This is a genomic window from Maribacter sp. (assembly GCF_039974175.1).
GTDB lineage: Bacteria > Bacteroidota > Bacteroidia > Flavobacteriales > Flavobacteriaceae > Maribacter_C.
On sequence record NZ_JBDWJN010000003.1, the window covers coordinates 762227 to 787934 of the forward strand.

Here is a 25708-nt window from a genome sequence, read left to right on the forward strand (position 1 = left end):
GCTTATTGATTGTTTTTTATGATTTCGAAACCCACATCGGTAATTCCCTCTAAATTTATCACTCCGTTTACATCACCATTCTTTCTCATGGCATGGGAAATACGTAAGGTATATACGTCTGAAGAGGCAAAAACGATGTTTTCTTTATACCATAATTTATTTTCTTTGATACTACCGTAGCCTTTGCCCAACCATGTGCCATCTGGCAAAGCCATCTCATACTCCAGCGTATCAGTAACACTTTCCCCATCGGGAAATTCAAGTTTTGCTATTAAAAAAAGATTGTTATATGGAAAGGAATTGTCATTTCTGACATTGATGAACATATCATAATCTTGAAGCGTATCCATTTCCGAAAAGGTAAATTCAATGCTATTATCTTTTGACCATATGCCGTTCTCGGTAGACTGAAATTCTGATTTTACAAGGCCATCTCCGCAGGAGGCCAAACCAACAAAAAGCAGAAAAACAACTAAAGTCTTAGGCATTTTTAGGGCGTCTTTTCGAACGGTTGGCATTTTTATTACTATTTCTTTGGTTGTTTTTGTTATTCCCTGAGCTTTGGTTGCGCTTGTTGCGATTTCGTTTCTGGCCTTGCTTTTGGTTATTTCCTCCATCTCCGGCCTTACGTTTTTTATTCCGATTGCGATTGCGATTGTTCTTGCTCCGTTTAGGCTTGTCAAAACGGGTCAAACTATCTTGGCCTACCACATTTTCAAAGACTACCCGTTCTTCTATTTCCACCAAGTTTTCGATAGCGTATTCCTCAAGACTTGTGACCTTCTCTTTTTTCTTATTCTTTTCTTGAATCTCCTTTACTTGTTCGGGGGAAAGCACATGCCAATTGGCGGGGTCCTCCTTATAAGAAAACCAAAGTTTCTCCTTAAAAATATCCGTTTTTTGACAAAAAGCCAATCCCTTTTCGGTAAAGAGTTTGGTATCTTGCGGAGGGAAATCTTTCAGAGCATCCAAATACACATCGAGCTCATAGTTCAAACAACATTTGAGTTTCCCACATTGACCTGCTAATTTTTGAGGATTGAGAGACAACTGTTGATAACGGGCTGCAGACGTACTAACCGATCTAAAATCGGTGAGCCAAGTAGAGCAGCATAGTTCTCTTCCACAGGAGCCAATACCACCCAAACGTTGTGCTTCTTGTCGGTAGCCGATTTGGCGCATTTCTATACGGATGCCAAAGGCTTTCGCCATATCCTTTATCAACTGACGAAAGTCTACGCGTTCCTCCGCAGTATAATAAAAGGTTGCCTTTGAGCCATCTCCTTGAAACTCAACATCCGATATTTTCATTTGGAGCTTTAGAATAATGGCAATCTCTCGGGCGCGCTTTTTAATTTCCTCTTCACGATCGCGACATTTTTGCCAAACGTCTATATCTTTTTGAGAAGCCTTGCGATAAACTTTATGGATTTCGGCATCGTTGAAGTCAACTTTTTTGCGTTTCATTTGAACTTTTACAAGTTCTCCTGTTAGGGTAACCATTCCGATATCATGCCCAGATTGTGCCTGTGTGGCAATCACATCACCTATAGATAATGAAAGGTTTTCAGTATTTCTAAAAAAGTCTTTTCTACTATTTTTAAATCGTACTTCTACACAGTCAAATGGTTTCTCTCCATTTGGTAGCGACATATTGGAAAGCCAGTCAAAAACTGTTAATTTATTACAACCATCCGTACCACAAGTGCCATTATTCTTGCATCCACGTGGTTGCCCGTTCGTACTGGTCGAACAACTGCTACAACCCATATTTTATATCTTGGTTTGGTGAATTTTGTTTTTCAGGGGAAAAATTCGACCAAAAAAGGTTCATACTAAACTTAAAAGTAAAGATAGTACAAATTGTGGTGGGAAGAAAGTACTGGGATGGCAGCAAGTTTCTTCAGCAGGTTTATAGCACTCGCATTTAAAGAAAATAAGAGATGACAGTAGCCTCTCTTTTTTGGCAAGTAGTTTTTATGCCAACGGCAGCTGAATACTGTTTACTTTTTAAACTTCAAAACCGCTGATCTTCCTTTTTTGAATATTTTGTTGCTTACTACTTTACCTTTTCGCAATGCCTTTTGCTCGTGATAGGGCAGGTTATGAATTTCTTTACATTCTGAAGAACAACAATTGTTCATTTTCTCAGCACATTCCTCGCATTGAATGAATAGCAAATGACAAGCTTCGTTAGCACAATTTTCATGAGTGTCACAAGGCTTTCCACATTGATGGCATTGGGCTATAACCTCGTTAGAAATACGTTCACCCCTTCTGTGGTCAAACACAAAATTCTTGCCTTTAAATTTGTTTTCCAAATTCTTCTTTTCTACCTGTCGCGCGTATTCAATAATACCCCCTTCAAGCTGATAGACTTGTTTGAAGCCTTTGTGTTTGTAATAGGCACTTGCTTTTTCACAGCGAATTCCACCAGTACAGTACATCACCAACTTTTTATCTTCCTTATGGTCGGCCAAGTCTTTTTCAATAATATCTAGGGAGTCACGAAAAGTATCTACATCGGGTGTAATCGCATTTTTAAAATGACCTATTTCACTTTCATAATGGTTGCGCATATCAACCAAAACCGTATCGGGATCTTCAATCAATTCATTGAATTGCTCAGCGCCAACATGAATGCCTTTATTGGTCACGTCGAAGGAAGCATCGTTCAAGCCGTCAGCGACAATCTTCTTGCGCACCTTTACTTTCAACTTTAGAAAAGACAGATTATCTTGTTCGATGGCAATGTTCAGACGTACATTTTCCAAAAAAGAAATGCTGTCTAAATGCGCTTTAAAGGCCGCGAAATTTTCAGCTGGAACGGACAATTGTGCATTTATTCCCTCATGCGCGACATAGATGCGACCCAATACATCGAGCTCATTCCAATGAATAAAAAGGTGATTTCTAAATATAGGTGGGTTACCGATATGTGCATAGGCGTAGAAAGAGATCGTAAGGCGTTCTTGCCCAGCTTCTTTAATAAGCGCGGCTCTTTCCTTCGCACTTAGTGTATTGTACAGTTGCATGCTATACGAATAGTTTAAGTTAAAGAATGGTATCTCCGATGTTTATCGTGATGGCAAAAATAAGGATAAATTGGAAATTGACGGTGGACAGCGATCAGGTTTTGGGGCTAATGCGCCATAAGAGAAATATTATACTATGCCCCAAACCTAAAAAAGATCTTAGCAGCGGAATTTTTTGCAATTAAATGTCCCTTGCGGTAAGAAGTGAAAGAAAACCAATAGTTAAGATAAAAAAAAGAGCCTCGAGATATCGAGACTCTTTTACGGCCGTTCCATTTTTTTCTTCTTCATAGCAGCTTCAAAATACCAAAAAGGAAGTGGCCACCATTGCCCATTGCCGTTCAAAACAATAGATATTCTTTAATAGAAATAGCAGCTTTTTCCAAATAGATGTCGCTTTTACAAAAAGGTTGCGTCACTGATTGGGATATGCAAAAAGAAATGGTAATTTAGCCTTCCTTATTAAACGAGAAAACTATGAGTTCTGAGAAAGATGCCAAACTAAAAGCCCTAAAATTAACCCTTGACAAACTAGACAAAACCTACGGAAAAGGTGCTGTCATGAAAATGGGAGATAGTGTGATTGAAGATGTCGAGGTCATTCCATCAGGTTCTTTAGGTTTGGATATCGCATTGGGCGTAGGAGGCTATCCGCGAGGAAGAGTTATCGAAATTTACGGTCCAGAATCTTCCGGTAAGACCACATTGACTTTGCATGCGATTGCTGAAGCTCAGAAACAAGGTGGTATCGCTGCTTTTATTGACGCGGAACACGCATTTGATCGATTTTATGCTGAAAAATTGGGTGTTGACATCGACAATCTAATTATTTCTCAACCTGATAATGGGGAACAAGGATTAGAAATCGCGGATAATTTAATTCGATCAGGAGCCATTGATATTGTTGTTATAGATTCCGTTGCGGCTTTGACACCTAAAAGTGAAATTGAAGGTGAAATGGGAGATTCAAAAATGGGGCTCCATGCACGTTTAATGTCGCAGGCTTTGCGAAAATTGACCGGTTCAATAAGCAAAACACATTGTACCGTTATCTTTATCAATCAATTGCGTGAAAAGATAGGGGTGATGTTCGGCAATCCAGAAACAACTACTGGCGGTAATGCACTCAAATTCTACGCGTCGGTTCGTCTGGATATTAGAAGATCTACTCAAATAAAAGATACAGACGGTGGGGTTCAAGGTAACAAAACCCGTGTAAAAGTGGTTAAGAATAAGGTAGCTCCCCCTTTTAGAACCACCGAGTTCGATATTATGTATGGCGAAGGAATTTCCAAAGCCGGGGAAATTATCGACTTGGGTGTGGAATACGAGATCATCAAGAAAAGCGGTTCTTGGTTTAGTTATGGAGATACTAAATTGGGGCAAGGGCGTGATGCAGTAAAATCGTTATTACTTGACAATCCTGAACTGTTTGATGAACTGGATGCTAAAATACGAGAGGCTATTCACGCCTTAAAATAAGTTTAAGGCCCACCCCTCCACTTTTTCTTTCTTAAAACGCAACCATTGGGCGTTAGGCACATCTTAATAGCACAATTATTTGCTGATGAAGAAGTCCTTTTTCAGATTTTTATTTGCAGCGGCTGTGTTGCTGATGAATTCTTGTATCAATGATGATGCGCCAAATTTTCATTTTGTGCCCTTGCAAATTGTGAGTGCTGATTTGCCCGAATTTTTCAGTTTGAATCAGACCTATCAAATTCGTGTAACGTATAATAAACCAGATGCTTGTACTAGTTTTAGTGGTTTCGACGTTACGCCCAAGGATGTTACCATTCGAAATGTAGTGGTAATAGGTACCAAGCGTACAGACCAAGAGACCTGTGATGAAACTCAAACGGAAGGCGTCGCTACCTTCGGTTTTGAAGTACAGCATTTTCAAACCTATGTTTTTCGCTTCTGGCAGGGTGAAAACGCAAATGGCGAACAACAGTATTTTGAGGTGGAAGTACCTGTCATATAAGACTTTCACCATAACCTAACCAACAACTTTTGAGTCTAGATAAGCTCATAGACCATTGTAAGAAAGGGGATAGAAAGGCACAAGCTAAGCTCTATAGAAAGTATGCACCTATATTGTTTGGCATTAGCCTAAAGTACTCGCGGAACAAAACCGAGGCAGAAGACAACTTGCATGACAGTTTTATAACCATTTTTGACAAAATAGGTCAATATAGTGGCAAAGGGTCTTTTGAAGGATGGATGAAACGTATTACGGTGAATACCGTTTTACAGAAATACAGGAAAGAAGAACATTTAAACGTAGTTACTGAAAATACCCAGGAAGATGTTGAGGTAGACTCAGGATATGCAGATATCAATCTCCAGACCCTTCTACAGTATATTCAAGAACTACCAAATAAATATCGATTAACCTTTAATATGTATGTTCTAGATGGTTATTCTCACAAAGAAATCAGTGAGCAATTAGGAACATCAACGGGAACATCTAAGTCAAATCTTGCGCGCGCGCGAATGATATTAAAGGAAAAAATCGAAAACGAACAAACAAAAGCCATCATTGGTCTTATCATATTTCTTGTGAAAGATTTGATTTGATCAATGAAAAAAACATCAAAAATAAAGACCTAATACAATGGTTAAAAAGAATTTAGACAAACTGTTTCAAGAGAAACTAAAAGACTTCTCGGAAATTCCCGATGACAAGGTCTGGCAGGCTATTGAAACTTCGTTAGACAAAAAGAAAAAGTCTCGTAAGCTAATCCCTATTTGGTGGAAACTAGGTGGGGTGGCCGCCATTTTGCTTGTAGCCCTAATGCTTATTAATCCTTTTGACGATAAGGCTGTAAATACCCCAATCGTAACAGATGTAAATAGTAGTACGAAAAACACAACCCAGGAAAACAATACAGATAACACATTCGAAAATCAAAACTCCAAGGAAAATCAAATCGTCCTTAGTCCGCAGGAAACAGTTTCTGACCAACAAGAAGAAGCTCGGGTCGATCGGGTTGCCAATACGAATACCAATTTCAAAGAAGGTTTGACATCGGATAAGGGTCAAGGGTCATCTGAAAAGGAGCGGATTCAGAATCAAAATGTTTTGGATGTTCAAGTTGCAAATTCAGACCCTGCCGAATTTGAGAAAGCCACTGAAAAAAATGAGCATACAGCGTCTCATAAAAACCTTGATAGTTTTGATGGTGAAAAAGCGATTGCCGAATCAGATGCCTCAAGTACCGAATTGGAAAACAAGTTGCCTGTGGCATACGGGAATACCAAAGATGATTCTATAGTAGATGAGATAGATACCTCTAGCGAAAAAACGATTGCAATGGCAGATAAGAAAGAAACTTCCGAAGCTAATCCTGAGGAGAACAAAAAGAAGTCCATTTTTGATGCGATCTCTGAGCAACAGCAAGAAGAGGTTGTAGCTAAAAATTCTGGAAGCAAATGGTCTGCAGGGCCAAGTATAGCTCCTGTTTATTTTAGCGCTATGGGTGAAGGATCTCCAGTACATTCTATTTTCGTGCCGAATAGCAAATCAGGAGATGTAAACCTCAGCTATGGTCTTTCAGTTGCCTATGAGGTGAGCAAAAAACTTAGCATTAGATCGGGCGTACATAAGGTAGATTACGGATATCGTACGAATGACGTCGCGTTTTCTTCTTCTTTGGAAAATGCTACGAGTGGTCAAATCGACAATATTGATTATACACTGACTTCAAAGAATTTAGTGGTCAGCAGCAAAGTCAATTCAAGAATCGAAACCCTAAACCAAAATCCGTTTCTTGACACTTCATCAGAAGTTTCTGCGGCAAGTGCGGCTCGAGAGGGTACTATGGAACAACAGTTTGGGTACTTAGAAGTGCCTGTTGAATTAAACTATGCCCTTGTCGACAATAGGTTTGGCATCAATCTAATCGGTGGCATAAGTTCCTTGTTCTTGGTTGACAATTCCATTTCACTGAACTCCGGGGAGCTAACTACTGAAATGGGTGAGGCAAACAATGTGAACGCTGTAAATTTCAGCACCAATGTAGGCTTTGGTGTGAATTACAAATTTACTCCGAAAGTACAATTAAATATAGAACCGGTTTTTAAATATCAGCTCAACACCTTCTCGGAAACTGATGGAACATTTAATCCTTTTTCAGTTGGTGTTTATAGTGGTTTAAGCTTTAAGTTTTAATCTAAATGCGGTTCAGATTCTTGTCGAATTATTAAATCTAATGGTATTCGATCTAGACTCTGAAGCAAGTTCAGAGCAAACAAAGTTGGTTGGTTATCCATTGTTCAATCAATGGTGTTAAGCGCCCTGTAACAAATTTCAGGGCGTTTATTTTTCTGTTAATTCATTTAAGATAACCTCCCTAACTTCTTCGCGAAGCGTTCCCTTGTCGTCTTCATCTAAAAGTCCGGTTTCAAAAAAACTATGAACTTTCGCTCGCAGCTTGCCAGGGCTACCACTCAAAAAAGTAAAAGAAAAACGATTCTTGCTATCGTAAAAGGTCATAGGAACCACAGGAATATTGTGTGCAATGGCCATTTTAAAGGCCCCATCTTTAAAAGAATCTAATACAATATGTTCTTCTGGTACGCCACCTTCAGGAAAAATACAGATACTCAACCCTTTGTTTAACCTTCGCTGTGCTCTTCGATATACCCCTGTACGACTTCTTGTATTATCTCGGTCTACCATTATACAAACTCTTTTGTAGAAAAATCCGAAAACGGGAATTTTCGACAACTCTTTCTTACCAACAAATACGAAAGGATTCCTACTGACTCTTAGCATTAACATAATATCTAACATACTCGTATGGTTAGCTACTAGCATATAACTTTTATCAGCTTCTAGTTTTTGTTCTCTTACAATCTTTGGAGGGCAACCCATACCGTACAAAATTGGTGCTGCCCAAAGATTTCTCGCTAACCAAAAAAACTGCGGATACCACTTTTCTGAAAGTGTAGCAATCAATAAAAACGGAAAAAAAAGGAAAATGGGAACCGCCACTAAAACATAAAACCAAATGCGGTATAAGACATGGCCAAGGTTTTTAAGTAAAGTAATCATGATTTCAAAAGTAACGCCATTTTTTGGTATTTGTTTTACCTTTGTCCTCTTTGACGACAAAACCAATGGCAAGAATCTTAACAGGCATACAAAGTACGGGCGTGCCACACTTGGGAAATATATTAGGAGCAATTATGCCCGCTATCCAAATGGCTCAAGATCCCAAAAACGAATCCTATCTTTTTATTGCAGATATGCATTCACTCACCCAAATAAAAAATGGGGAAGAACTCCGACACAATACCTACGCCACAGCCGCTACTTGGCTAGCCTTTGGTCTCGATATCGATAAAACCGTTTTCTACCGTCAAAGTGACGTGCCTCAGGTAACTGAGCTAGCGTGGTATTTGAGCTGTTTTTTTCCGTATCAGCGTTTGACACTAGCGCATTCTTTTAAAGACAAAGCCGATCGTTTGGAAGATGTCAATGCGGGCCTTTTCAGCTATCCTATGCTTATGGCGGCGGATATTCTTTTATACGACGCCAATATTGTTCCAGTCGGAAAAGACCAACTACAGCATTTAGAGATGACACGTGATGTTGCCTCGCGTTTTCATGCGCAATTGGGAGAGACTTTCATTTTGCCGGAAGCTGAAGTTCAAAAAGAAACCATGTACATACCCGGAACCGATGGGGCAAAAATGAGCAAAAGCAAAGGAAATCTGATCAACCTTTTTCAATCAGATAAGAAATTGCGGAAGCAACTCATGGGCATTGTCTCCGACAGCACTGCTATGGAAGATCCGAAAAACCCAGATACAGATACTACCTTTGCCCTATATAGTATACTGGCCTCGGAAGATCAAATTACTAAAATGCGTGCAAATTACCGACAAGGCAATTACGGTTACGGGCATGCCAAACAAGCGCTTTATGAGGTAATTCTTGAACAATTTGGTGAGGCTCGAGAAAAGTATGACTACTATATGAACAACCTCAATGAGGTTGATGAGGCACTACATCTCGGTGCAGAAAAAGCTAAGAAAACTGCTGCCGAAGTACTAGAAAGGGTGCGCAATAAAGTTGGGTACTAATTTCGTTATTGCTCAATAGCCAATAGCTCCATTTCAAAAATCAAAGCTGAATATGGTGGTATGGCCCCGCCTCCAGCGCCTCTTTCTCCATATGCCAGATTTTGAGGAATGTACACCTTCCATTTAGAGCCAACTGGCATCAGCTGTAAGGCCTCCGTCCAGCCCTTAATTACCTGCGTTACTCCAAACACTACTGGTTCTCCTCGTTCTATTGAACTGTCAAATACTTTTCCATCTATTAGCATTCCTGAATAATGCACCTTTACCTTGTCTTTTGTGGTCGGAAGGGCACCATCACCCTGGGCCAATATTTCATATTGCAAACCACTTTCGGTGGTAACAACTTCAGCACGCTCTCTGTTTGCCGCTAAAAAACGTTCGCCCTCGGCACTTTGGGCCTTGGCTTCTCTGGCCTGAAGCATTTGTATGGTCGTCTGTACCTGCCTCTGACACTCATCAAGAGCCATTTTTTCCCTTCCATTCATTACATCTTCTAAAGCAATGGCGAATGCATCATACGCTAAGGAGTCGAAACCAACGGTTTTTAAGTTGTTTCCAACGCTAACCCCAAATGCATAGCTAAAACTTTGCAGACTATCTTGCAAATTCAATTCTTTTGCCTTCTGCATTTCGCTCAATTTGGCCTGCATTTCAGTTGCCTGGGCCTTCAATTGGGCCACTTCTTTAAGCAAGTCTTTCTTTTTCTGTCCGTAAGTTGAAAAACCGATTAAAAAAGCTGCAAAAACTACAATGGAATTCTTCATTTTATTGTTTTTTTCAGTGCGAAAGTAGTTAAAATCTAAATATTAAAAAGCCCTGATTGAAATTTCAGACAGCGCATAGAACGAACTACTCAGTTTGTTTTTCGGAATTAGAATTATCTCCGAAATTCTTGACTTGTGTTTTCAGGAAGCAATTCATCGATGAAGTGCTTTAGATATTGATTTTACGATGGGCTTTTTTCAACCAACAGACTAAGCGGTTTGGAAAAGTCTGTTAATTTCATATGAAACTAGAGCATTTAAATACCTGTAAGGGTGGCTAGGCTGGACAAAGCGTGGCAAGTTAAAGCTATCAATGCACTTCTTAGACTCCTTTTCGGATAAACCCTATATAGCTTCAAACAATTTACCAGGTAGCGGTCGAACAACACCCTTCATTTCCATATTTAGTAGTGTAGAAGAAGTTTTAAAAATAGGAAGCTGACATGCGAGTGCAATATTATCTAACAATTGCTTGCCGTCTTTCTCTAGATAGGAATAAATAGATTTCTCTATAGTCTCAAGTTCAACGAAAAGTTGCTTTTGAACCGTTTTGCTTTCTTTTTCTTCAATATCCCATCCTAAGATATATACCAAATCAGCCGCAGAAGTAAGCATATGGGCTTTTTGTTGTTTAATCAAATTGTTACAGCCTAAACTGTATTTGTCACCCACTCTTCCAGGAACTGCAAAAACATCACGACTATAGCTATGTGCAATATCAGCGGTTACTAGGCTTCCTCCTTTTTCAGCAGACTCTACTACAATAGTCGCTTCTGACATTCCTGCAATAATTCGGTTTCTTTTTAGAAAATTCTCTCTATCGGGCTTACTGTTGCTCCAGAAGTCGGTTAAGAAACCCCCGTTTTTCTCTATATCGGGAGTATATTTCGCATGAACCTTGGGGTATACTTGATTCAATCCATGTGCTAGGCACCCTATGGTCTGCAGACCGTGCTTAACGGCAGCTCTCTGAACACAGATATCTACCCCGTAGGCAAAACCACTGACAATAATGGGATTCAATGGAGCAATATCTGCTATTAACCGTTCGCAGAAAGCGGTTCCGTAGGCCGTGATGTTTCGTGTTCCGACAATACTGATAATTTTTCTTGCTTTGAAATCTATATTTCCTCTCTTAAACAAAAGAATAGGACCGTCGATGCAATGTTTTAAATACGAAGGGTAATCTGCATCCAAATAATAGGAATACCCAATATTCTTGGTTTTGACGAAATTGTATTCAGTTTCTGCCGCTTCAAGGTGCTCTTTGTCATGAAGCCCTTGTATCGTATGCGTTCCGATACCTTCAATTTTAAGCAGGCGCTGTTTTTTATCGGCAAAAACCGCTGCTGGGCTGCCACAATAACCAATTAATTTTTTGGCAATTACATCGCCAATATTTGGAATATTTTGGAGTCGGAGAATTGCAATGAATTCATCTCTAGTTATTTGTGAACTGCCCATAGTTATTCACAAAATACGGAAATTATAATGTTAATAAAAAGTTATGAAAGGGGTTTTGAAGGGCTAATATTTTTTGTAATATTTGCGACAGTATGCTATTGGAACACTACATCTCAGAATTACTTTATCGATACAATTGCGTCATGGTACCAGGCCTAGGTGCTTTCTTGACCCAGATGAAGTCCGCAGTCATTCATAAAACCACCAATGCCTTTTATCCTCCATCAAAAGCGATTTCATTCAACGAACAGGTAGTAACCAATGATGGATTGCTTGTATCTTATATGGCCGATGCTGAAAAAACCAGCTACGAAGAAATGTTAGCCAAAGTTACCGATGCAACTGCCGAATGGAAATCGCGCTTACAAAAAGGAGAAAAGTTAGTATTGGAGAACATTGGAGAGTTAAAGCTGAATGATGCAGGTAAAATTCGATTTCAACCCCATCATAATATCAATTATTTAACTTCTTCCTTTGGCTTGTCTTCTTTTGTTTCGGTTCCTGTAAATCGAGAAGTATTAAAAGAGGAAGTTGAAGCGATTGAAGAAAAGATTCCGTTTGTGTTTACGCCAGAAAAAAGAAAAACTCGCTCGTTACGACCTTATTTGAAATATGCGGCAGTTGGTTTGTTGGCTATTTCTCTTGGGTTGACCGGATATCGATTTATCAATGACGGCCTAGGGAATCAGCAATTAGCCATTGAAGAAGCGCAAGAACAGGTTACCAAGCGCATTCAAGAAGCTACCTTTTTTGATGTCGAACCTTTGGAGCTGTCTGCTATCTCGTTAGATGTTCTTACCCCTAAAGCCAAGATCATAAAGAAGAAAAATTTGCCCACGCATCATATTGTTGCAGGGGCTTTCCGTTTTCGTGAAAACGCAAACAAAAAGATTCGCCAGCTGAAAAGGCGGGGCTATAATTCAACATATATTGGCACAAACAGACACGGGCTTCACATGGTCAACTATGAAAGTTATACCGATGTAGACAAGGCACTAAAGGCCTTAAAAGCTGTAAAGCGTTCTCAGAGCAAAGATGCTTGGTTATTGTCTGTTAAATAATTCTAATCTCCTTTTTTCACCCTAGTATTCTGCCGTATCTTTGCCGAAAATTTGAGGTATGCAGGCTAAGAAACCGAAAGATTCACTTGCGATATTAACTGATATCGTACTTCCTGGTGAGACCAACATATTAAAAAACCTTTTTGGAGGCGAGCTATTGGCTCGTATGGATAGAGCAGCGAGCATAGCGGCGGGAAGGCATAGTAACCGATTGACCGTTACGGCCTCAGTCAATCACGTGGCCTTTACTCAGGCCGTTCCATTGGGGAGCGTTGTTACGGTAGAGGCTGCGGTTTCAAGGGCCTTTTCCACTTCTATGGAGGTTTATATCGACGTCTGGATTGAAGATCGTTTCAGCGGTAAGCGTTCCAAAGCCAATGAAGGCATCTACACCTTTGTAGCCTTAGATGAAACGGGAAAACCTACACAGGTACCCCCATTGGAGCCAGAAACAGACCTAGAAAAAGAACGCTATGATGCCGCGCTACGAAGAAAGCAATTGAGTTTGGTTCTGGCCGGAAAAATGAACCCGACTGATGCTACAGAACTTCGGGCATTGTTCATGGGAGAAACCCCTTAAGTCTCAAATAGCTAACCTATGGCTATCTTATGAATTCAATACTTTTAGTTAACAGCAAGATCAATTTTCTGCACTTAAGGGCCTACAATTGGTATACCCACTCTTCTGGGTTTAACTTTGAAGTATCTTCGTAGAGGTAGAATTTTAGGCGTGTCTGACCATTAGACCGATTGGTATAAATTTTACCCAACTGGGTCTTGATAACCACCTTATCGCCCTTTCGTACATAAACGTCAGATAGGTTGTAATAGGTACTAATAAAATTTCCGTGTTTGATGGTGACCCCTTTTTTCCCCCCCGGAACCGCCAGAATTGCAATGACCTCTCCTTCAAAAATAGCCCTAGCAATAGCACCTTCATCTGTGGCAATGATAACACCGTTACTTTGGTGCTTAATACCAGGATATACAGGGTCACGATATTCACCAAAACCTTGACTTTTAATCCCTTTTTCAACCGGCCAAATTAATTTGCCTTTGTTTGCCGTAAAACTATTCGCAACCAAAGTAGCTTCTGGGGTTAGGTCGAATTTACTAGAATTCGATACAGTACTTCCTGATTTTTTGTTAGCCGCTGCGATCGCATTTCGTATCAATCGCTCAATTTGCCTATCTATTTGCCGCGCCTCCTTTTGCTTCGCATTAATGCTAGCGGTGTACTTGCTTTCATTCTGTCGTATGGTCGCCAAAAGTTCTTTTTGAGTCTGTATTTCCTTGAAAAGTTGATTTTTTGCTTTTCTGTTTTGCGCAATCAATATCTCTTTTACCTTTCGTTCCTCATTCAAATCTTTATTAAGCCGCGCTAAGTCATCAGTTTTGGTGACGATGGCTTCACCTTGCTCCCGTCGATAATCGGTATACTGTTTCATATATTGAATGCGCTTAAACGCTTGAAAGAAATTCTCCGAAGACAATAAGAACATTAGCCGACTTTGCCGTGATTTGTTTTGATAGGATTTTTGTATCATCAGCCCGTAATCTTCTTTTAAAATTTTCAAGTCCTCACGCAGTTTGGTGATCTTCTTAATATTGGCATTGATCTGACGATTCAAAAGGTTGGATTGCTGATTAGTAACACGAATCAGTTGCTGTCGTACGTTGATTTTTTTGTCTAATGCTTCCATTTGATCTAGAACGGTTCCCCGTTCTTTCTTCTCAGCAAACAGCAAACGATTGATATCTCTAATTTCTGTTTGTAGGCGCTCTCGTTTTGCTTCTAGCGCCTTTTGTTCACTGGTTTGGGCAGTTAAACTTTGAGGGGCAAAAATCCCTAGGAGTAGAATGAAAAGAAGGATGTGTAGTTTCCTAGATATCATTTTTAGTTAAAACAATTTCTGTATATCCCTTTGGGATTTTATAGGGAAAATTTATCGGGTTGTTAAATTCAATATTTCTATATTCTATCGCTATAGTATTACGCACATTCTTGTCAATGGCTGTTATAAAAATAAGGTTCGGCAATACATACTGGCTTATTTTTTGGTAGTCGCGGTAGTCGATTTCCAGTAGCCGATTTTTCAAGGGTTGTGACAATTGTTGGGTAGCAATCTTGAAGTTCTTCGGTTCAATTTGAAACAATATTTTGAATAGTTCTGCGGCCTTTCTCGGTTTCAGTTGGTAATTCTTATCGGCCACGTCTAAATCATATTTATCTGCTGTCAAATCAAGCAAAGCTTGACCTAAAAGTAAATTTTGCACTTTCTGAAAATCGAGTTCTGTACCTAGCAGATTGCTGAGGTATGAGAAATCTCCATCGAAGTAATTATTTTCTAGTTTGTTATAAAAGGAAACTCTATTTGGAGTAATATAAGCCTTAACGATGCCTAAAGGAGCGCTAATCCATATTGCCTTATTTTTTTCCATGCGAATACTTACTGAAACGCGCTGACTTTCATCACCATTAGAGTAGTCGATTTTCATCTTTGCCCTAAGGGTTTTGAAATCGATTTCGTTTTGATAATGAGTTCGAATAATAGTCTTTGCTGAAAGATTTTCATTGACCTCGCCCCCGGTTAGTACCTTACTTGATTTACACGAGATCACAGATACTAAAAGAATGGTAACCCATAGTAGCTTTGATAGGTTTTGCAACAACTTATTCATTTAAAATCCGGGTTTTACCTTACGAAGATACATATTTGCCTTCACGGAATTGTTAATGCCATTATAAGCTTCTGCCAACGCTTCGTATATTTTATTTGACAGTGCAATATCACCTACCAAATAATCAAGAGAAGCCTCTAAAACTTCAATCGCGTCACGGTATTTCCCCGTTTTATTAAAAGCATAGCCTTGTGCATAATAAAAATAAGGCTGTGAAGGAAAGTTTTCCAAGGCCTCGGCTGCCACCTGCTTCAAGATCATGTAGTTGTTTGTTCTGATTAGCCCTTGTATTCGACCCTGATAACCAACTACGGTAGATGTTGCTGGTGAACTATTGGTTACCGTAGCCGAAAAAGATACTTTTTGCCTGTTTTCATCTCTTTTTTTGATTGAATCATTGATTTTCGAGGCTAAATGATCTAAAAAGTTAGTTTTTTTGAGTTTTTTCAAAATAGTCAAAGCAGCTTCATACTGTTCCTTTTTGTAGTAAATGAGTGCCAGATTCTCTTGTAATTGTAAATTATCGGAAAGCATGCCCATTTCTAAAGCTTCTAATGTGCTTCCTTGTTTTTCAAGTATAGAGACAAGGGTGTTTAGGTACCACAGGTTTTCAGGTTCTGCACTCAGGGCAGCCACACCATAATCACGAGCCAAATTATAGTTCTTATTCGCAAAATAGGCCTTTGCTAATTCGTGGTCGACTACAATGTTCTCGGCATCCAACCTTTTGCATTCCAACAAGAGGTTAATGGCCCGGTCGTAATTCTCGATTCCCTTTTGTTTTAAAGCTTCAAAAAAAGCTTCCTCAAAATCGTCTGAATATGCTTCGAGAAACACTTCGGCACTATCTTCGATATCGATTTCAGGATCTTTTTCTTGGGCATAACTCCCCCATGGCAATAACAGAATGCCGATTAGAAGTAAAACACAAGAAAGGAGTTCCTTCATTTTGAATCACATTTTATTTTGAAAGCGCTCTTATCGTCACCAAGAGGCCATCAAAAAGAGGAAAATATAGTACAACAATTATTCCAGAACTGAATAATCTCCGATACTTATCGCCTCAAAATTACCATCAAAAACAACATGATTACCGATCATGGCATTGTCTAAATTGGCGTTTGATATTTTGCTATGGGTTTGAATCAAACTGTTCTTAACCGTTGAGTTTACAATGGTGGTATTATTTCCGACGGAAACGAAAGGTCCGATTGTGCTATCTTTTAAGACTACGTTTTCACCTATGAAACAGGGTTCAATAATGTTGGCATTATCTAGCCGAACAGAATTTGAAATCAAAGCTTCTCCATCTTTTTCAAGAAACCCTAACATACGCATATTGGTTTCGAGAGTTACGGCTTTGTTTCCACAATCCATCCATTCCTTCACTTTTCCCGGAACAAATTTCTTGCCTTTGGCCATCATTTGTTTGATGCCATCATTGATTTGATACTCTCCTCCATTGATGATGTTATTATCGAGAACCAATTGCAATTCGTCTTTCAATTGTGCGACATCCTTGAAATAATATATTCCAATTACCGCCAAATCTGATACAAACTGCTCTGGCTTTTCAACCAATTCTACAATCTCTTGATTATCATTCAATTTTACTACCCCATAAGCTTCGGGTTGGTCAACTTGTTTTACCCAAATCACACTATCTGCTGATTTATCTAAATCAAAGTCTGCGCGAATCAAAGTATCTGCATATGCGATTACCGCTGGACCACTCAAAGAATCTTTGGCGCACATAATCGCATGACCTGTACCCAAAGGCTGGTCTTGACGGTAAATAGAAGCCTTTGCCCCCAAACCAGCTGCCAATTCTTTTAGACTTTCAACTACATCATCTCCGAAAAATGCAGGGTCACCTAAAACGAAAGCAACCTCGTCAATAGGCTCTCCTAAAACCTTGGCAATATCACTTACCAAGCGATGTACAATAGGTTTTCCAGCAACTGGAATCAAAGGTTTTGGAACGGTTAAGGAGTGGGGGCGAAGTCTTGAACCGCGACCTGCCATGGGAACAATAATTTTCATATTAAAATTTAAACTAGTTAATGTACTATTGTAACGATGAATTTATGGGTCAATTGCTATGGCATGGAATTATTTTAAATACGCCCTTATTTTACACCCGTACTGCCAAACCCTCCTGCTCCTCTTGAAGTTTCGGAAAGTTCTTGAACTTCAACCCATTCTGCACGTTCATGCTTCGCAATGACCAATTGTGCAATGCGCTCTCCATTTTCTATAGTGAATGCTACATTGGATAGATTCACCAAAATAACACCTATTTCACCGCGATAGTCGGCATCGATCGTACCGGGGGCATTGAGTACCGTAATTCCCTTTTTAGCGGCAAGTCCACTTCGAGGTCGAACCTGCGCTTCAAGGCCTACGGGGAGCTCTATAAAGAGTCCGGTTTTGATGATTTTTCTTTCCAATGGTTCTAAGGTAACCGCGTCAGAGAGGTTGGCCCTAAGGTCCATTCCGGCAGAAGCCATGGTTTCGTAATGGGGTAATTGATGCCCTGATTTGTTAATGATTCTTATGGTCATTGTTGATACGCTTATTGTTTTTTGTTTTACAAATGATCGCCTGAGATGGGTGGTCAGATTGATCTCTTGTTTCTAAATGTCAGCTTTCTTTTTTACAAATATTCGTTTGAGTTTATCATTTTCCAATTTATAGACTACTCCCAAAAAAATCAGGAGTAGCGGAATTCCTGCAAATAGGCTTCTATCGAAGCCATAAAAGGCAATTACCGAGAAGAGAATGGAAATACCCATATAGAATAAAATCTTTCGAAAATTATAGGGTACGGGATATCTTGATCTACCAAAGTAATAGGATAGAAACATCATGGTACCATAAGCTGATAGCGTTGCTATGGCGGAGGCCAAATATCCTATTTTGGGGATAAAAACATAATTTATAGCTATGGTCAGAACCGCTCCAATAATAGAAATGAATGCCCCGAACCGAGTCTTGTCAGACACTTTATACCAGACCGAAAGATTATGATATATACCCAAAAAGAAACTTGCCAATAAAATTAAGGGGACTACATTCATGGCTTCCCAGTACTCAGGATTTGGAATAAAGATCATTTTGAGGATATCGGCAAAAACTACAACGCTCAACATTATAACACTTCCTAATATCACGAAGTAGTTCGTGATTTGCGCATAGGCTTTCTGAGGGTTTTCACTATCAGAGTGGCTGAAAAAGAAAGGTTCGACCCCCATACGGAATGCCGTAGCAAATAAGTTCATAAATAGCGCCAACTTGATACAGGCCGCATACTTTCCGACTTCGCTTTTCGCATATTCCGCATCAAAAATATCTGTAAGCATATCTTCTAGCATGATGCGACCGAAAACTTCATTGATGGTATAGGCAACACCGGCCACTAAAACGGGAGATGCATATTTGAGCATAGTCTTCCATAGAGCTATATCAAAAGTATATGTACTTTTCCTATATAAAGACACCATTAGAAGAAGTGTTATTCCACTTGCGACAAGATTCGCAATCAGAATATAGGATATTTGAAAATCTGGTAGATATAAGCCTGCAAAGAAACTTTGCGAATTAGTCGAAACCATTTTTGGCAATGCCATAAGAAAAAAGATGGTTAAGCTAAGGTTAATAACAACATTTAAAATTTTAATAACTGAATACCTTGTCGGTTTTTCGTTTGCCCTCAACCAGGCAAAAGGAATTATTACCATAGCATCTAGCCCTAGAATACAAAGCACATAAGTGATGTATTTTGGGTCAATATTCAACAAAGTCGCTAAACTATTTTGAAAAAGGAATCCGAGCCCAACAAAAAGAATGCTACTAACAAGAATTGAAATCAAGGAGGTTGAAATAACGGTTTCTTTCTTATCAGCTTTACTAAAGAAGCGAAAAAAAGCGGTTTCCATACCATAGGCCAGTAACACGTTTAAAATAGCGATCCATGAGAATATTACGGATAATTCACCATAAAACTCAGGCTTCATCGCACTGGTATAGACCGGCACCAAAATAACATTTAACAAACGTGGGATGACTGTAGCCAAACCATAAATGGCCGTCTGTTTAAAGAGTTTTTTAAGCGGATTCAATAGTGAGAAGGTTAAGCCTCAAAATTAGACATTTCAGAACAATCTCGAACACCTTTCTAAAAAGTTTACTTTCTGGCCTTCAAGCTAGGATATACCATAACCGGATTTTGTCGAATTCCAGCTAGCTTTACATACTTGACTTTATCATTTTGAAGATAACTTAAGACGGCTTCGGTCTCTTGAAGCTCAAAAGGGAAAAGCTCCATTTTTGTTGAATCCTTGCTTTTCTTCTTACCCATGGGTACTGGAACCAGCATATCTTTTTTCAATTCATCTTCCTTACTATACTCCGCTAGGGCAACCATGCCAGTTTCTCGCAGTTCAATGGTAAGATCTACCATCTTACCCTTATGGTAGAGGTTTTGTATAATGGCTTCATTTTCATCTAAACTCATTATAGGAATGACGACATCATAACCTGATTCTTTAAGATTATCCTCGACCATCCATTTTTGGGCATAAACCTCTCCTAAAGTAAAGGGAACGCTAGTTTCTAGTTTCTTTTGAGATGAACAGCCGCTAAGTAAAAACAAACAAAATAGTATAAAATAGCAGGTATTTTTCATAATCATATCTATTAGTGTGCTATAGATACGTTTGAAATTGCAAGGAAGTTGTTAAGCTTTCAATTCCTTTAATACTTGCAATTCTTTCTTCACCTCCCTTGCAATAAAAAGGCACAGTACCCCAAGACTTACTATGGCGGAAACAATAATGTAATTGTAAAAGCCAGCAGATAAATTATCTTTGAATGCTGGCAATAGCATAACAAAACCTACGATATAAATTAAGAATGCTATTGGGGTCAGTATAAAGTGTACTTTAGTTCTTGCGTTATAATAGCGAATCATTTGTTGCTTAAACTTTTCCGCCGTTGTCAAAACATCCATATTTTTCAAGTTTCGAAGATTCGAAAATTCCAAACCTATACGCAGCACTAAGGCTCCTATCATCAGTAAAAGTCCGATCATGACTGATTGATATTTGTAGGCCGATACATAAAAGAAAAATGCGATAAGAACGCTAGCTGTTACAGCGAGAACATAATTGGTAATACGCTGTTTCTTTCGCACTGCTGTTATTTTTTTTAGAATCTGTTTTGCTCCGTCTTTGGGAACTTCTGGTTGCCCTTGGTTTCCCCATTCGGATCTTAAATCTTCAAACGCTGTCATTTTGTACACATTTTGTTAAACTATTCTTTATGCGATGTATTCGTACACGAACGGCTTCATGCGATAGCCCCATAACCGAAGCGATTTCTTTTTGGGGTACCCCTTCCAACTCTAGCAAAATGATACCTCTGCTATCTTTTGGGAGTTTGTTAATGCATTGGTACATATCTTTCAATTGACGTTCTTTAGCTGCATAGGGCTCCTCTTGAGCAACTTCCAGCTTTTCAAACGTTTCCTCCCCCTTTAGGTATTTTTTCTTTCGCAGTTCTAACAAACAAGTATTTACGGTAATTCGGTATATCCAGGTGGAAATACTTGCCTCTTTTCGAAAAGATGCTAAATGCTCCCATACCTTGATAAAGACCTCCTGGGCGAGATCTTTTGCTAAGGCTTCATCTGCATTGACATATCCCATACACACGCGAATTACTTTTAGATAATTGGCTTGGTATATCTCCTCGAAATGGGACGCTTCCTTCATTTTTACTTTAGCGCATTCAAAATCTGGTTCAAAAACCAATCTGGCTGGTCGTACATGATAAAATGCGCTGCCTCCTCAGCGAACTCTATTTTATAACTTTCTAGATTCTTGTACTGCTCTTGATAGGTCTTTTTAGCGGTTTCTATACCATAGGGGTGCGTAGCTCCTAAAACCGTCACAGGTATCCTTATTTTCGCTATATCTTCCCTTAAATCTAGTTTCAATAAATCAGTATACCCATAGACATAGGTTTTGCGATCTGATGCTATGATCCAATCTTTAAGCTGTTCACGCTTTTCTGTATTTAAAGTCATTCCGGAAGCCATTTGCGTTGCCATTTTTTCAAAGGCTTCTTCGCCCATCTCCAGCATTTGTTTGTTCCAAGGGTTGTCATAGACCATATTTTCACTTTTAAAATTGGGCATCATCAACGCGCCCGTAGAAGGCAATGCGTCAACAATAATCAGTTTGGAATAGGTATGATTTTCATCAGTCGCCAACCAAAGCCCTAAGGCACCTCCCAAACTATGCCCTATTACTATTGGAGAATTTAGCTTCTGCTCTTCAACATAATTGCTTATTCCCTCCTTTATTTTGGGAAGCCATGGTTTTTCAACCGGTGTGACACCACCAAATCCGGCAAAGGTAAAAATATGACATTCGTAATTTTTTGCGAGTTCAGTAACCGTATCTTCCCACACCGCAGCTGTACAGGTAAAACCAGGAAATAATAAAATGGGTTGACCTTCTCCAGTTACCGTTACTTCAAATGGAGTTTGCGACTTAACCGTAAATGCAGCAATAAAAAATGAAAGTAGTGTGATCTTTTTTAAGGTTTTCATAATTTGAATATTAGATGATTCGCTCTTTAGATACACTTTCTAAAAAATGTTACATCTGAAAACAAAAAAATTGAAAACTGTCAGTCTGGGTGCGTCGCTTCAACCACCGCAACATCTTCTTTCAGGTCCATTCTTTTCATAGCTAGAATAGCCAAAAGAAGGGCTACGAACAACAATATAGCAGCTAAAGCATATGGAGCGCCAGGGAAATAAACCTTGCCTTCTGGCCTTATGAAATAGTAAAATACAGCAGAGAAAATCAACTGGCCCAATATTGCCGTTACGCTAACCAAACCTGTGATAGCTCCTTGAAGGTTTCCTTGTTCCTTTTCGGATACCTGATTTGAGATTACGCCTTGAATTGTTGGGCCTGCGACACCACCAAAAGCATAGGGAATCAAGAAGGCATATAACATCCAGGGTTCGGAGGCCTGCGAAAATAGAAACATTCCAATAGTCCAGAGCAGAAAACCGGTAATCACCGTTCTCTTCTTTCCAATTCTTTTAACCACGATGCCCACTAAAAAGCCTTGGGCTATGGCCACCAGCAAGCCTACGACCATCAAAGAAACTCCTATTTCTTGAGGGCTCCAATCATAGCGCTCTATGCCGTAGTAAGACCAGGTTGATGGTAATGCCTGTCCGGCTAAATTCGCTAAAAAGAAGGCGGAAATTAAAAGTAATACCCCTTTATAGTTTCGAAGACTTACCAAAGAAACTCCGGGAATCATCTTCATAACATTGATGGGCCTTCTATTCTCAGGAGTTAAAGATTCAGGAACGAAAAAGTAGCCAAAAACGAAGTTGGCAAAGGTCAAGCCTGCCGCGATGTAGAAAGGTAAGCGAATATCAATTTCCCCAAAAAACCCACCGATACCCGGGCCGATAATAAATCCCAATCCAAAAGCAGCTCCAATCAATCCAAAGTTTTTTGCCTTCTCTTCATTGGTACTGATATCGGCTATATAGGCGGATGCTACTGTAAAACTTGCACCAGTGATTCCGGCAAGGAACCGACCCATAAATAAAAACGTAATAGTTGGTGCCCAGGCGTGAATCAAATAATCAATACTAAGTCCTAAAAGAGCGATAAGCAGTATAGGGCGTCTTCCGTATCTATCGGAAATCTCGCCCAAAACGGGTGAAAATAAGAATTGCATTCCTGCAAAAGCGGTGGTCAACCACATGCCGTAAATGACAGCCATGGCCGTACCTTCTCCGGTCAACTCCATGATTAAATCAGGAATTATAGGAATAATAATACCGATGCCAATGACATCAACCAGGACGGTAACAAAAATAAAAAGTAAGGCGGTTTTATTCGACTGCATTGAAGTGACAAAAATCGGTTAAAAATTTGAATAAAAGAGCGGCAAAAATAATAAACCTCACATGAATGTGAGGTTTACTATTCGTTGGTATTTCTGAGTAAAAGACTGCTTTCCCTTATGGCTATCGGGATAGCCACGAAACTAGTTGTTCAGCGCTTCTGCACCACCAACTATTTCTAAGATTTCATTGGTAATGGCGGCTTGTCTTGCCTTATTATAGGTCAATTTCAGTTGATCTCTAAGCTCTGTTGCGTTATCGGTTGCTTTGTGCATTGCGGTCATACGTGCACCATGCTCACTTGCAAACGAATCACGAACTCCTTTGTACAATTGTGTTTTTAGAGACTTTGGAATCAGTTGCTCCACGATTTCTACTTTCGATGGCTCAAAGATATAATCGCCGCTTGAACCTTCTGCTCCTTCAATCGGAACAATCGGCAAGAACTGCTCGGTCATCACAATTTGCGTTGCGGCATTCTTGAACTTATTGTAAACAATGTCTATTCTATCGTATTCGCCAGAAGTAAATTTCTCCATCAGGTCTTCAGCAATGACAGCAACCTTGTCGAACGTCAAATCCTCATAGATGTCGCTGTGATTCGCAAGAACCGTAGACTTCTTGCTTAAATAATCATTGGCCTTTTTACCAATGGCTACGAAATCAACTTGCTTTTCTGCATAGGTTTCATCAATCAAAACAGAACATTGTTTAAGGATATTCGAATTGAATGCCCCTGCAAGGCCCCTGTTCGAAGTAATGGCAACAACCAATACCTTTAGTACCTCCCGGTTATCGGAAAACTTGCTTCCAGAATCACCATCTAAACTTGCACTTAAACTCTGTAAAAGTTCAGTAAGCTTATCAGCATACGGGCGCATGGCTGTAATAGCATCTTGTGCCTTCTTCAACTTCGCAGCAGACACCATTTTCATAGCACTGGTAATCTGCATGGTTGATGAAACCGACGCTATTCTATTTCTAATCTCTTTAAGATTCGCCATTTTGTGTTTTTATAAAAACAATAATTAAGCTCTATACTTTCCTGATAAATCTTTGGCAACTGTCATTAAAGTATCAATTGCTTCGTCGGTCAATTTACCAGATTTTAAGGTATCCAAGACATCTCTATGCTTGGCATTCAAGAACTCGATATAATCGGTCTCGAATTCTTTTACCTTCTCAACAGGAACATCTCTTAATAAGTTCTTTGAACCTGCATAGATAATCGCTACCTGATCTTCTACCGTATAAGGATCGTTCTGTGCTTGCTTTAAAATTTCAACATTACGACGTCCTTTTTCAATAACGTTTAAGGTTGCCGCATCTAAATCGGAACCGAATTTTGCAAAGGCCTCCAATTCTCTAAACTGCGCTTGATCTAATTTCAACGTACCTGCAACTTTCTTCATCGATTTAATCTGAGCGTTACCTCCTACACGAGATACCGAGATACCTACGTTAATCGCAGGACGTACCCCTTGGTTGAATAAGTCTTGCTCCAAGAAAATCTGCCCGTCAGTAATAGAGATTACATTCGTTGGAATATAAGCAGAAACATCACCAGCCTGAGTTTCAATAATAGGCAAAGCCGTTAAAGAACCACCACCTTTTACCATGGGTTTCAACGCATCTGGCAAATCGTTCATATCTTTTGCAATCGCATCATCATTGATGATTTTTGCAGAACGCTCTAACAATCTAGAGTGAAGGTAAAAAACGTCACCAGGATAGGCTTCACGTCCTGGAGGTCTTCTTAATAAAAGAGATACCTCACGATAAGCAACTGCTTGTTTTGACAAATCATCATATATAATCAATGCTGGACGACCTGAATCACGAAAGTATTCTCCAATCGCCGCTCCAGCCATAGGAGCATATACCTGCATAGGAGCAGGATCAGATGCATTCGCGGCAACAATCGTGGTATACGCTAAAGCGCCTCTATCTTCCAAAGTCTGAGCAATACCAGCAACCGTCGAAGCCTTTTGTCCGATAGCTACATAAATACAATATACAGGCTCTCCCGCATCGTAAAATTCCTTTTGATTCAAGATCGTATCGATACAAACCGTAGTCTTACCAGTTTGACGGTCACCAATAACAAGTTCTCTTTGCCCTCTACCCACAGGGATCATGGCATCAATAGATTTAATACCCGTTTGCAAGGGCTCGGTAACCGGCTCACGAAAGATAACCCCTGGTGCTTTACGCTCCAATGGCATTTCGTAGGTCTCCCCTGAGATAGGGCCTTTACCATCGATAGGCAAACCTAAGGTGTTTACCACTCGACCGACAATACCTTCCCCTACGTTGATAGAAGCAATAGTTTGTGTACGTTTTACAACTGAACCTTCTTTCACATCACGTGATGGGCTCAATAATACAACCCCAACATTATCTTCTTCCAAGTTCAAAACGATACCTTTAAGTCCGCCTTCGAATTCTACCAATTCTCCGTATTCCGCATTTGATAGTCCATATACACGTGCGATACCATCACCAACCTGTAATACGGTTCCCACTTCATCCAAAGAGGCCGTAGCTTCGAATTCTGATAACTGTTTCTTTAAAATTGCTGATACCTCAGCGGCTTTTACTCCTGCCATTTTTTAAGACGTTAGATGTTAGATGCTAGACGTTAGACGCCTATTTGTCTTCCTA

The 25708-nt window shown here is 39.6% G+C and carries 26 protein-coding genes; 7 read left to right on the forward strand and 19 right to left on the reverse strand.

The genetic code is table 11. The annotated features are described in order from the left end of the window. Positions 1 to 2: 2 nt before the first annotated feature. From ABJN95_RS04420 to ABJN95_RS04430, 3 genes are all read right to left on the reverse strand, one after another. Complete coding sequence (locus ABJN95_RS04420) at positions 3 to 488, reverse strand: gliding motility lipoprotein GldH (RefSeq protein ID WP_348368789.1); 486 nt, start codon at positions 486 to 488, stop codon at positions 3 to 5. After that, the gene (ricT, locus tag ABJN95_RS04425; protein ID WP_348368790.1) at positions 481 to 1770 is read right to left on the reverse strand and encodes a regulatory iron-sulfur-containing complex subunit RicT; all 1290 of its coding nucleotides are present in this window, start codon (positions 1768 to 1770) and stop codon (positions 481 to 483) included. Before ricT ends, ABJN95_RS04420 begins: the two co-directional genes overlap by 8 nt. Before the next feature lie 233 nt (positions 1771 to 2003). Continuing rightward, positions 2004 to 3035 (reverse strand): rhodanese-related sulfurtransferase, encoded by a 1032-nt coding sequence (locus tag ABJN95_RS04430; RefSeq protein WP_348368791.1) that lies wholly within the window; start codon positions 3033 to 3035, stop codon positions 2004 to 2006. Between the two features lie 477 nt (positions 3036 to 3512). Between ABJN95_RS04430 and recA the strand changes: the two genes are divergently transcribed. The 4 genes from recA to ABJN95_RS04450 all read left to right on the forward strand — a co-directional run bounded on the left by recA (position 3513) and on the right by ABJN95_RS04450 (position 7209). Next, on the forward strand, positions 3513 to 4517 hold the full coding sequence (gene recA, locus ABJN95_RS04435; RefSeq protein ID WP_348368792.1) for a recombinase RecA: 1005 nt from the start codon (positions 3513 to 3515) through the stop codon (positions 4515 to 4517). Positions 4518 to 4602: 85 nt separating this feature from the next. Continuing rightward, a complete protein-coding gene (locus ABJN95_RS04440) occupies positions 4603 to 5019 on the forward strand; it encodes a hypothetical protein (protein WP_348368793.1) in 417 nt (138 codons plus the stop codon). A 29-nt stretch (positions 5020 to 5048) separates the two neighbouring features. Continuing rightward, positions 5049 to 5615: a sigma-70 family RNA polymerase sigma factor gene (locus ABJN95_RS04445; RefSeq protein ID WP_348368794.1), complete on the forward strand. Its 567-nt coding sequence runs from the start codon at positions 5049 to 5051 to the stop codon at positions 5613 to 5615. 37 nt (positions 5616 to 5652) lie between these two features. Then, entirely contained in the window at positions 5653 to 7209 is a 1557-nt protein-coding gene (locus tag ABJN95_RS04450; RefSeq protein WP_348368795.1) for a hypothetical protein, read from the forward strand. 147 nt (positions 7210 to 7356) lie between these two features. On the opposite strand, the gene ABJN95_RS04455 is transcribed toward ABJN95_RS04450, so the two are convergent. Then, positions 7357 to 8094: a lysophospholipid acyltransferase family protein gene (locus tag ABJN95_RS04455; RefSeq protein WP_348368796.1), complete on the reverse strand. Its 738-nt coding sequence runs from the start codon at positions 8092 to 8094 to the stop codon at positions 7357 to 7359. Between the two features lie 65 nt (positions 8095 to 8159). Here ABJN95_RS04455 and trpS point away from each other — a divergent pair, with 65 nt between their 5' ends. Beyond that, the gene (gene trpS / locus ABJN95_RS04460) at positions 8160 to 9128 is read left to right on the forward strand and encodes a tryptophan--tRNA ligase (RefSeq protein WP_348368797.1); all 969 of its coding nucleotides are present in this window, start codon (positions 8160 to 8162) and stop codon (positions 9126 to 9128) included. Positions 9129 to 9133: 5 nt separating this feature from the next. On the opposite strand, the gene ABJN95_RS04465 is transcribed toward trpS, so the two are convergent. Both ABJN95_RS04465 and dprA read right to left on the reverse strand, forming a co-directional pair. After that, on the reverse strand, positions 9134 to 9892 hold the full coding sequence (locus tag ABJN95_RS04465) for an FKBP-type peptidyl-prolyl cis-trans isomerase (RefSeq protein WP_348368798.1): 759 nt from the start codon (positions 9890 to 9892) through the stop codon (positions 9134 to 9136). 345 nt (positions 9893 to 10237) lie between these two features. Continuing rightward, positions 10238 to 11341: a DNA-processing protein DprA gene (dprA, locus tag ABJN95_RS04470; protein WP_348368893.1), complete on the reverse strand. Its 1104-nt coding sequence runs from the start codon at positions 11339 to 11341 to the stop codon at positions 10238 to 10240. 107 nt (positions 11342 to 11448) lie between these two features. Here dprA and ABJN95_RS04475 point away from each other — a divergent pair, with 107 nt between their 5' ends. Next, on the forward strand, positions 11449 to 12417 hold the full coding sequence (locus tag ABJN95_RS04475; protein WP_348368799.1) for an SPOR domain-containing protein: 969 nt from the start codon (positions 11449 to 11451) through the stop codon (positions 12415 to 12417). A 58-nt stretch (positions 12418 to 12475) separates the two neighbouring features. Then, positions 12476 to 12997 carry an acyl-CoA thioesterase gene (locus ABJN95_RS04480; protein WP_348368800.1) on the forward strand — a complete coding sequence of 174 codons (522 nt, stop codon included), beginning with the start codon at positions 12476 to 12478 and terminating at the stop codon, positions 12995 to 12997. 82 nt (positions 12998 to 13079) lie between these two features. On the opposite strand, the gene ABJN95_RS04485 is transcribed toward ABJN95_RS04480, so the two are convergent. The 13 genes from ABJN95_RS04485 to atpA all read right to left on the reverse strand — a co-directional run bounded on the left by ABJN95_RS04485 (position 13080) and on the right by atpA (position 25653). Beyond that, positions 13080 to 14312 (reverse strand): peptidoglycan DD-metalloendopeptidase family protein, encoded by a 1233-nt coding sequence (locus ABJN95_RS04485; RefSeq protein ID WP_348368801.1) that lies wholly within the window; start codon positions 14310 to 14312, stop codon positions 13080 to 13082. Next, complete coding sequence (locus ABJN95_RS04490; RefSeq protein ID WP_348368802.1) at positions 14302 to 15099, reverse strand: DUF4292 domain-containing protein; 798 nt, start codon at positions 15097 to 15099, stop codon at positions 14302 to 14304. Before ABJN95_RS04490 ends, ABJN95_RS04485 begins: the two co-directional genes overlap by 11 nt. Further along, entirely contained in the window at positions 15100 to 16047 is a 948-nt protein-coding gene (locus tag ABJN95_RS04495; protein WP_348368803.1) for a hypothetical protein, read from the reverse strand. A gap of 78 nt (positions 16048 to 16125) precedes the next feature. Further along, positions 16126 to 17142, reverse strand: coding sequence for a sugar phosphate nucleotidyltransferase (locus ABJN95_RS04500; protein WP_348368804.1), 1017 nt, complete (start codon positions 17140 to 17142; stop codon positions 16126 to 16128). Positions 17143 to 17228: 86 nt separating this feature from the next. Next, the gene (gene dut, locus ABJN95_RS04505; protein ID WP_348368805.1) at positions 17229 to 17663 is read right to left on the reverse strand and encodes a dUTP diphosphatase; all 435 of its coding nucleotides are present in this window, start codon (positions 17661 to 17663) and stop codon (positions 17229 to 17231) included. Positions 17664 to 17735: 72 nt separating this feature from the next. Then, entirely contained in the window at positions 17736 to 19220 is a 1485-nt protein-coding gene (locus tag ABJN95_RS04510; RefSeq protein WP_348368806.1) for a polysaccharide biosynthesis C-terminal domain-containing protein, read from the reverse strand. A gap of 65 nt (positions 19221 to 19285) precedes the next feature. Next, entirely contained in the window at positions 19286 to 19786 is a 501-nt protein-coding gene (locus tag ABJN95_RS04515; RefSeq protein WP_348368807.1) for a hypothetical protein, read from the reverse strand. Between the two features lie 51 nt (positions 19787 to 19837). Next, positions 19838 to 20392, reverse strand: coding sequence for a hypothetical protein (locus ABJN95_RS04520; protein ID WP_348368808.1), 555 nt, complete (start codon positions 20390 to 20392; stop codon positions 19838 to 19840). Next, on the reverse strand, positions 20379 to 20873 hold the full coding sequence (locus ABJN95_RS04525; protein WP_348368809.1) for a sigma-70 family RNA polymerase sigma factor: 495 nt from the start codon (positions 20871 to 20873) through the stop codon (positions 20379 to 20381). Before ABJN95_RS04525 ends, ABJN95_RS04520 begins: the two co-directional genes overlap by 14 nt. 2 nt (positions 20874 to 20875) lie before the next feature. Beyond that, positions 20876 to 21715 carry an alpha/beta hydrolase gene (locus ABJN95_RS04530; RefSeq protein ID WP_348368810.1) on the reverse strand — a complete coding sequence of 280 codons (840 nt, stop codon included), beginning with the start codon at positions 21713 to 21715 and terminating at the stop codon, positions 20876 to 20878. A gap of 80 nt (positions 21716 to 21795) precedes the next feature. Further along, a complete protein-coding gene (locus ABJN95_RS04535; protein ID WP_348368811.1) occupies positions 21796 to 23046 on the reverse strand; it encodes a TCR/Tet family MFS transporter in 1251 nt (416 codons plus the stop codon). A 141-nt stretch (positions 23047 to 23187) separates the two neighbouring features. Further along, complete coding sequence (gene atpG / locus ABJN95_RS04540) at positions 23188 to 24048, reverse strand: ATP synthase F1 subunit gamma (protein ID WP_348368812.1); 861 nt, start codon at positions 24046 to 24048, stop codon at positions 23188 to 23190. Positions 24049 to 24072: 24 nt separating this feature from the next. After that, a complete protein-coding gene (atpA, locus tag ABJN95_RS04545; RefSeq protein WP_348368813.1) occupies positions 24073 to 25653 on the reverse strand; it encodes a F0F1 ATP synthase subunit alpha in 1581 nt (526 codons plus the stop codon). Positions 25654 to 25708: the final 55 nt, after the last annotated feature.

Coding starts and splice junctions, on each gene's coding strand:
- ABJN95_RS04485 (WP_348368801.1), bottom strand. CDS start 14,312: ATGATATCTAGGAAACTACACATCCTTCTTTTCATTCTACTCCTAGGG.
- atpG (WP_348368812.1), bottom strand. CDS start 24,048: ATGGCGAATCTTAAAGAGATTAGAAATAGAATAGCGTCGGTTTCATCA.
- ABJN95_RS04535 (WP_348368811.1), bottom strand. CDS start 23,046: ATGCAGTCGAATAAAACCGCCTTACTTTTTATTTTTGTTACCGTCCTG.
- ABJN95_RS04500 (WP_348368804.1), bottom strand. CDS start 17,142: ATGAAAATTATTGTTCCCATGGCAGGTCGCGGTTCAAGACTTCGCCCC.
- ABJN95_RS04515 (WP_348368807.1), bottom strand. CDS start 19,786: ATGAAAAATACCTGCTATTTTATACTATTTTGTTTGTTTTTACTTAGC.
- ABJN95_RS04490 (WP_348368802.1), bottom strand. CDS start 15,099: ATGAATAAGTTGTTGCAAAACCTATCAAAGCTACTATGGGTTACCATT.
- ABJN95_RS04465 (WP_348368798.1), bottom strand. CDS start 9,892: ATGAAGAATTCCATTGTAGTTTTTGCAGCTTTTTTAATCGGTTTTTCA.
- atpA (WP_348368813.1), bottom strand. CDS start 25,653: ATGGCAGGAGTAAAAGCCGCTGAGGTATCAGCAATTTTAAAGAAACAG.
- ABJN95_RS04475 (WP_348368799.1), top strand. CDS start 11,449: ATGCTATTGGAACACTACATCTCAGAATTACTTTATCGATACAATTGC.
- trpS (WP_348368797.1), top strand. CDS start 8,160: ATGGCAAGAATCTTAACAGGCATACAAAGTACGGGCGTGCCACACTTG.
- ABJN95_RS04495 (WP_348368803.1), bottom strand. CDS start 16,047: ATGAAGGAACTCCTTTCTTGTGTTTTACTTCTAATCGGCATTCTGTTA.
- ABJN95_RS04525 (WP_348368809.1), bottom strand. CDS start 20,873: ATGAAGGAAGCGTCCCATTTCGAGGAGATATACCAAGCCAATTATCTA.
- ABJN95_RS04420 (WP_348368789.1), bottom strand. CDS start 488: ATGCCTAAGACTTTAGTTGTTTTTCTGCTTTTTGTTGGTTTGGCCTCC.
- dut (WP_348368805.1), bottom strand. CDS start 17,663: ATGACCATAAGAATCATTAACAAATCAGGGCATCAATTACCCCATTAC.
- ABJN95_RS04520 (WP_348368808.1), bottom strand. CDS start 20,392: ATGACAGCGTTTGAAGATTTAAGATCCGAATGGGGAAACCAAGGGCAA.
- ABJN95_RS04530 (WP_348368810.1), bottom strand. CDS start 21,715: ATGAAAACCTTAAAAAAGATCACACTACTTTCATTTTTTATTGCTGCA.
- ABJN95_RS04430 (WP_348368791.1), bottom strand. CDS start 3,035: ATGCAACTGTACAATACACTAAGTGCGAAGGAAAGAGCCGCGCTTATT.
- ABJN95_RS04480 (WP_348368800.1), top strand. CDS start 12,476: ATGCAGGCTAAGAAACCGAAAGATTCACTTGCGATATTAACTGATATC.
- ABJN95_RS04440 (WP_348368793.1), top strand. CDS start 4,603: ATGAAGAAGTCCTTTTTCAGATTTTTATTTGCAGCGGCTGTGTTGCTG.
- recA (WP_348368792.1), top strand. CDS start 3,513: ATGAGTTCTGAGAAAGATGCCAAACTAAAAGCCCTAAAATTAACCCTT.
- ricT (WP_348368790.1), bottom strand. CDS start 1,770: ATGGGTTGTAGCAGTTGTTCGACCAGTACGAACGGGCAACCACGTGGA.
- ABJN95_RS04455 (WP_348368796.1), bottom strand. CDS start 8,094: ATGATTACTTTACTTAAAAACCTTGGCCATGTCTTATACCGCATTTGG.
- ABJN95_RS04450 (WP_348368795.1), top strand. CDS start 5,653: ATGGTTAAAAAGAATTTAGACAAACTGTTTCAAGAGAAACTAAAAGAC.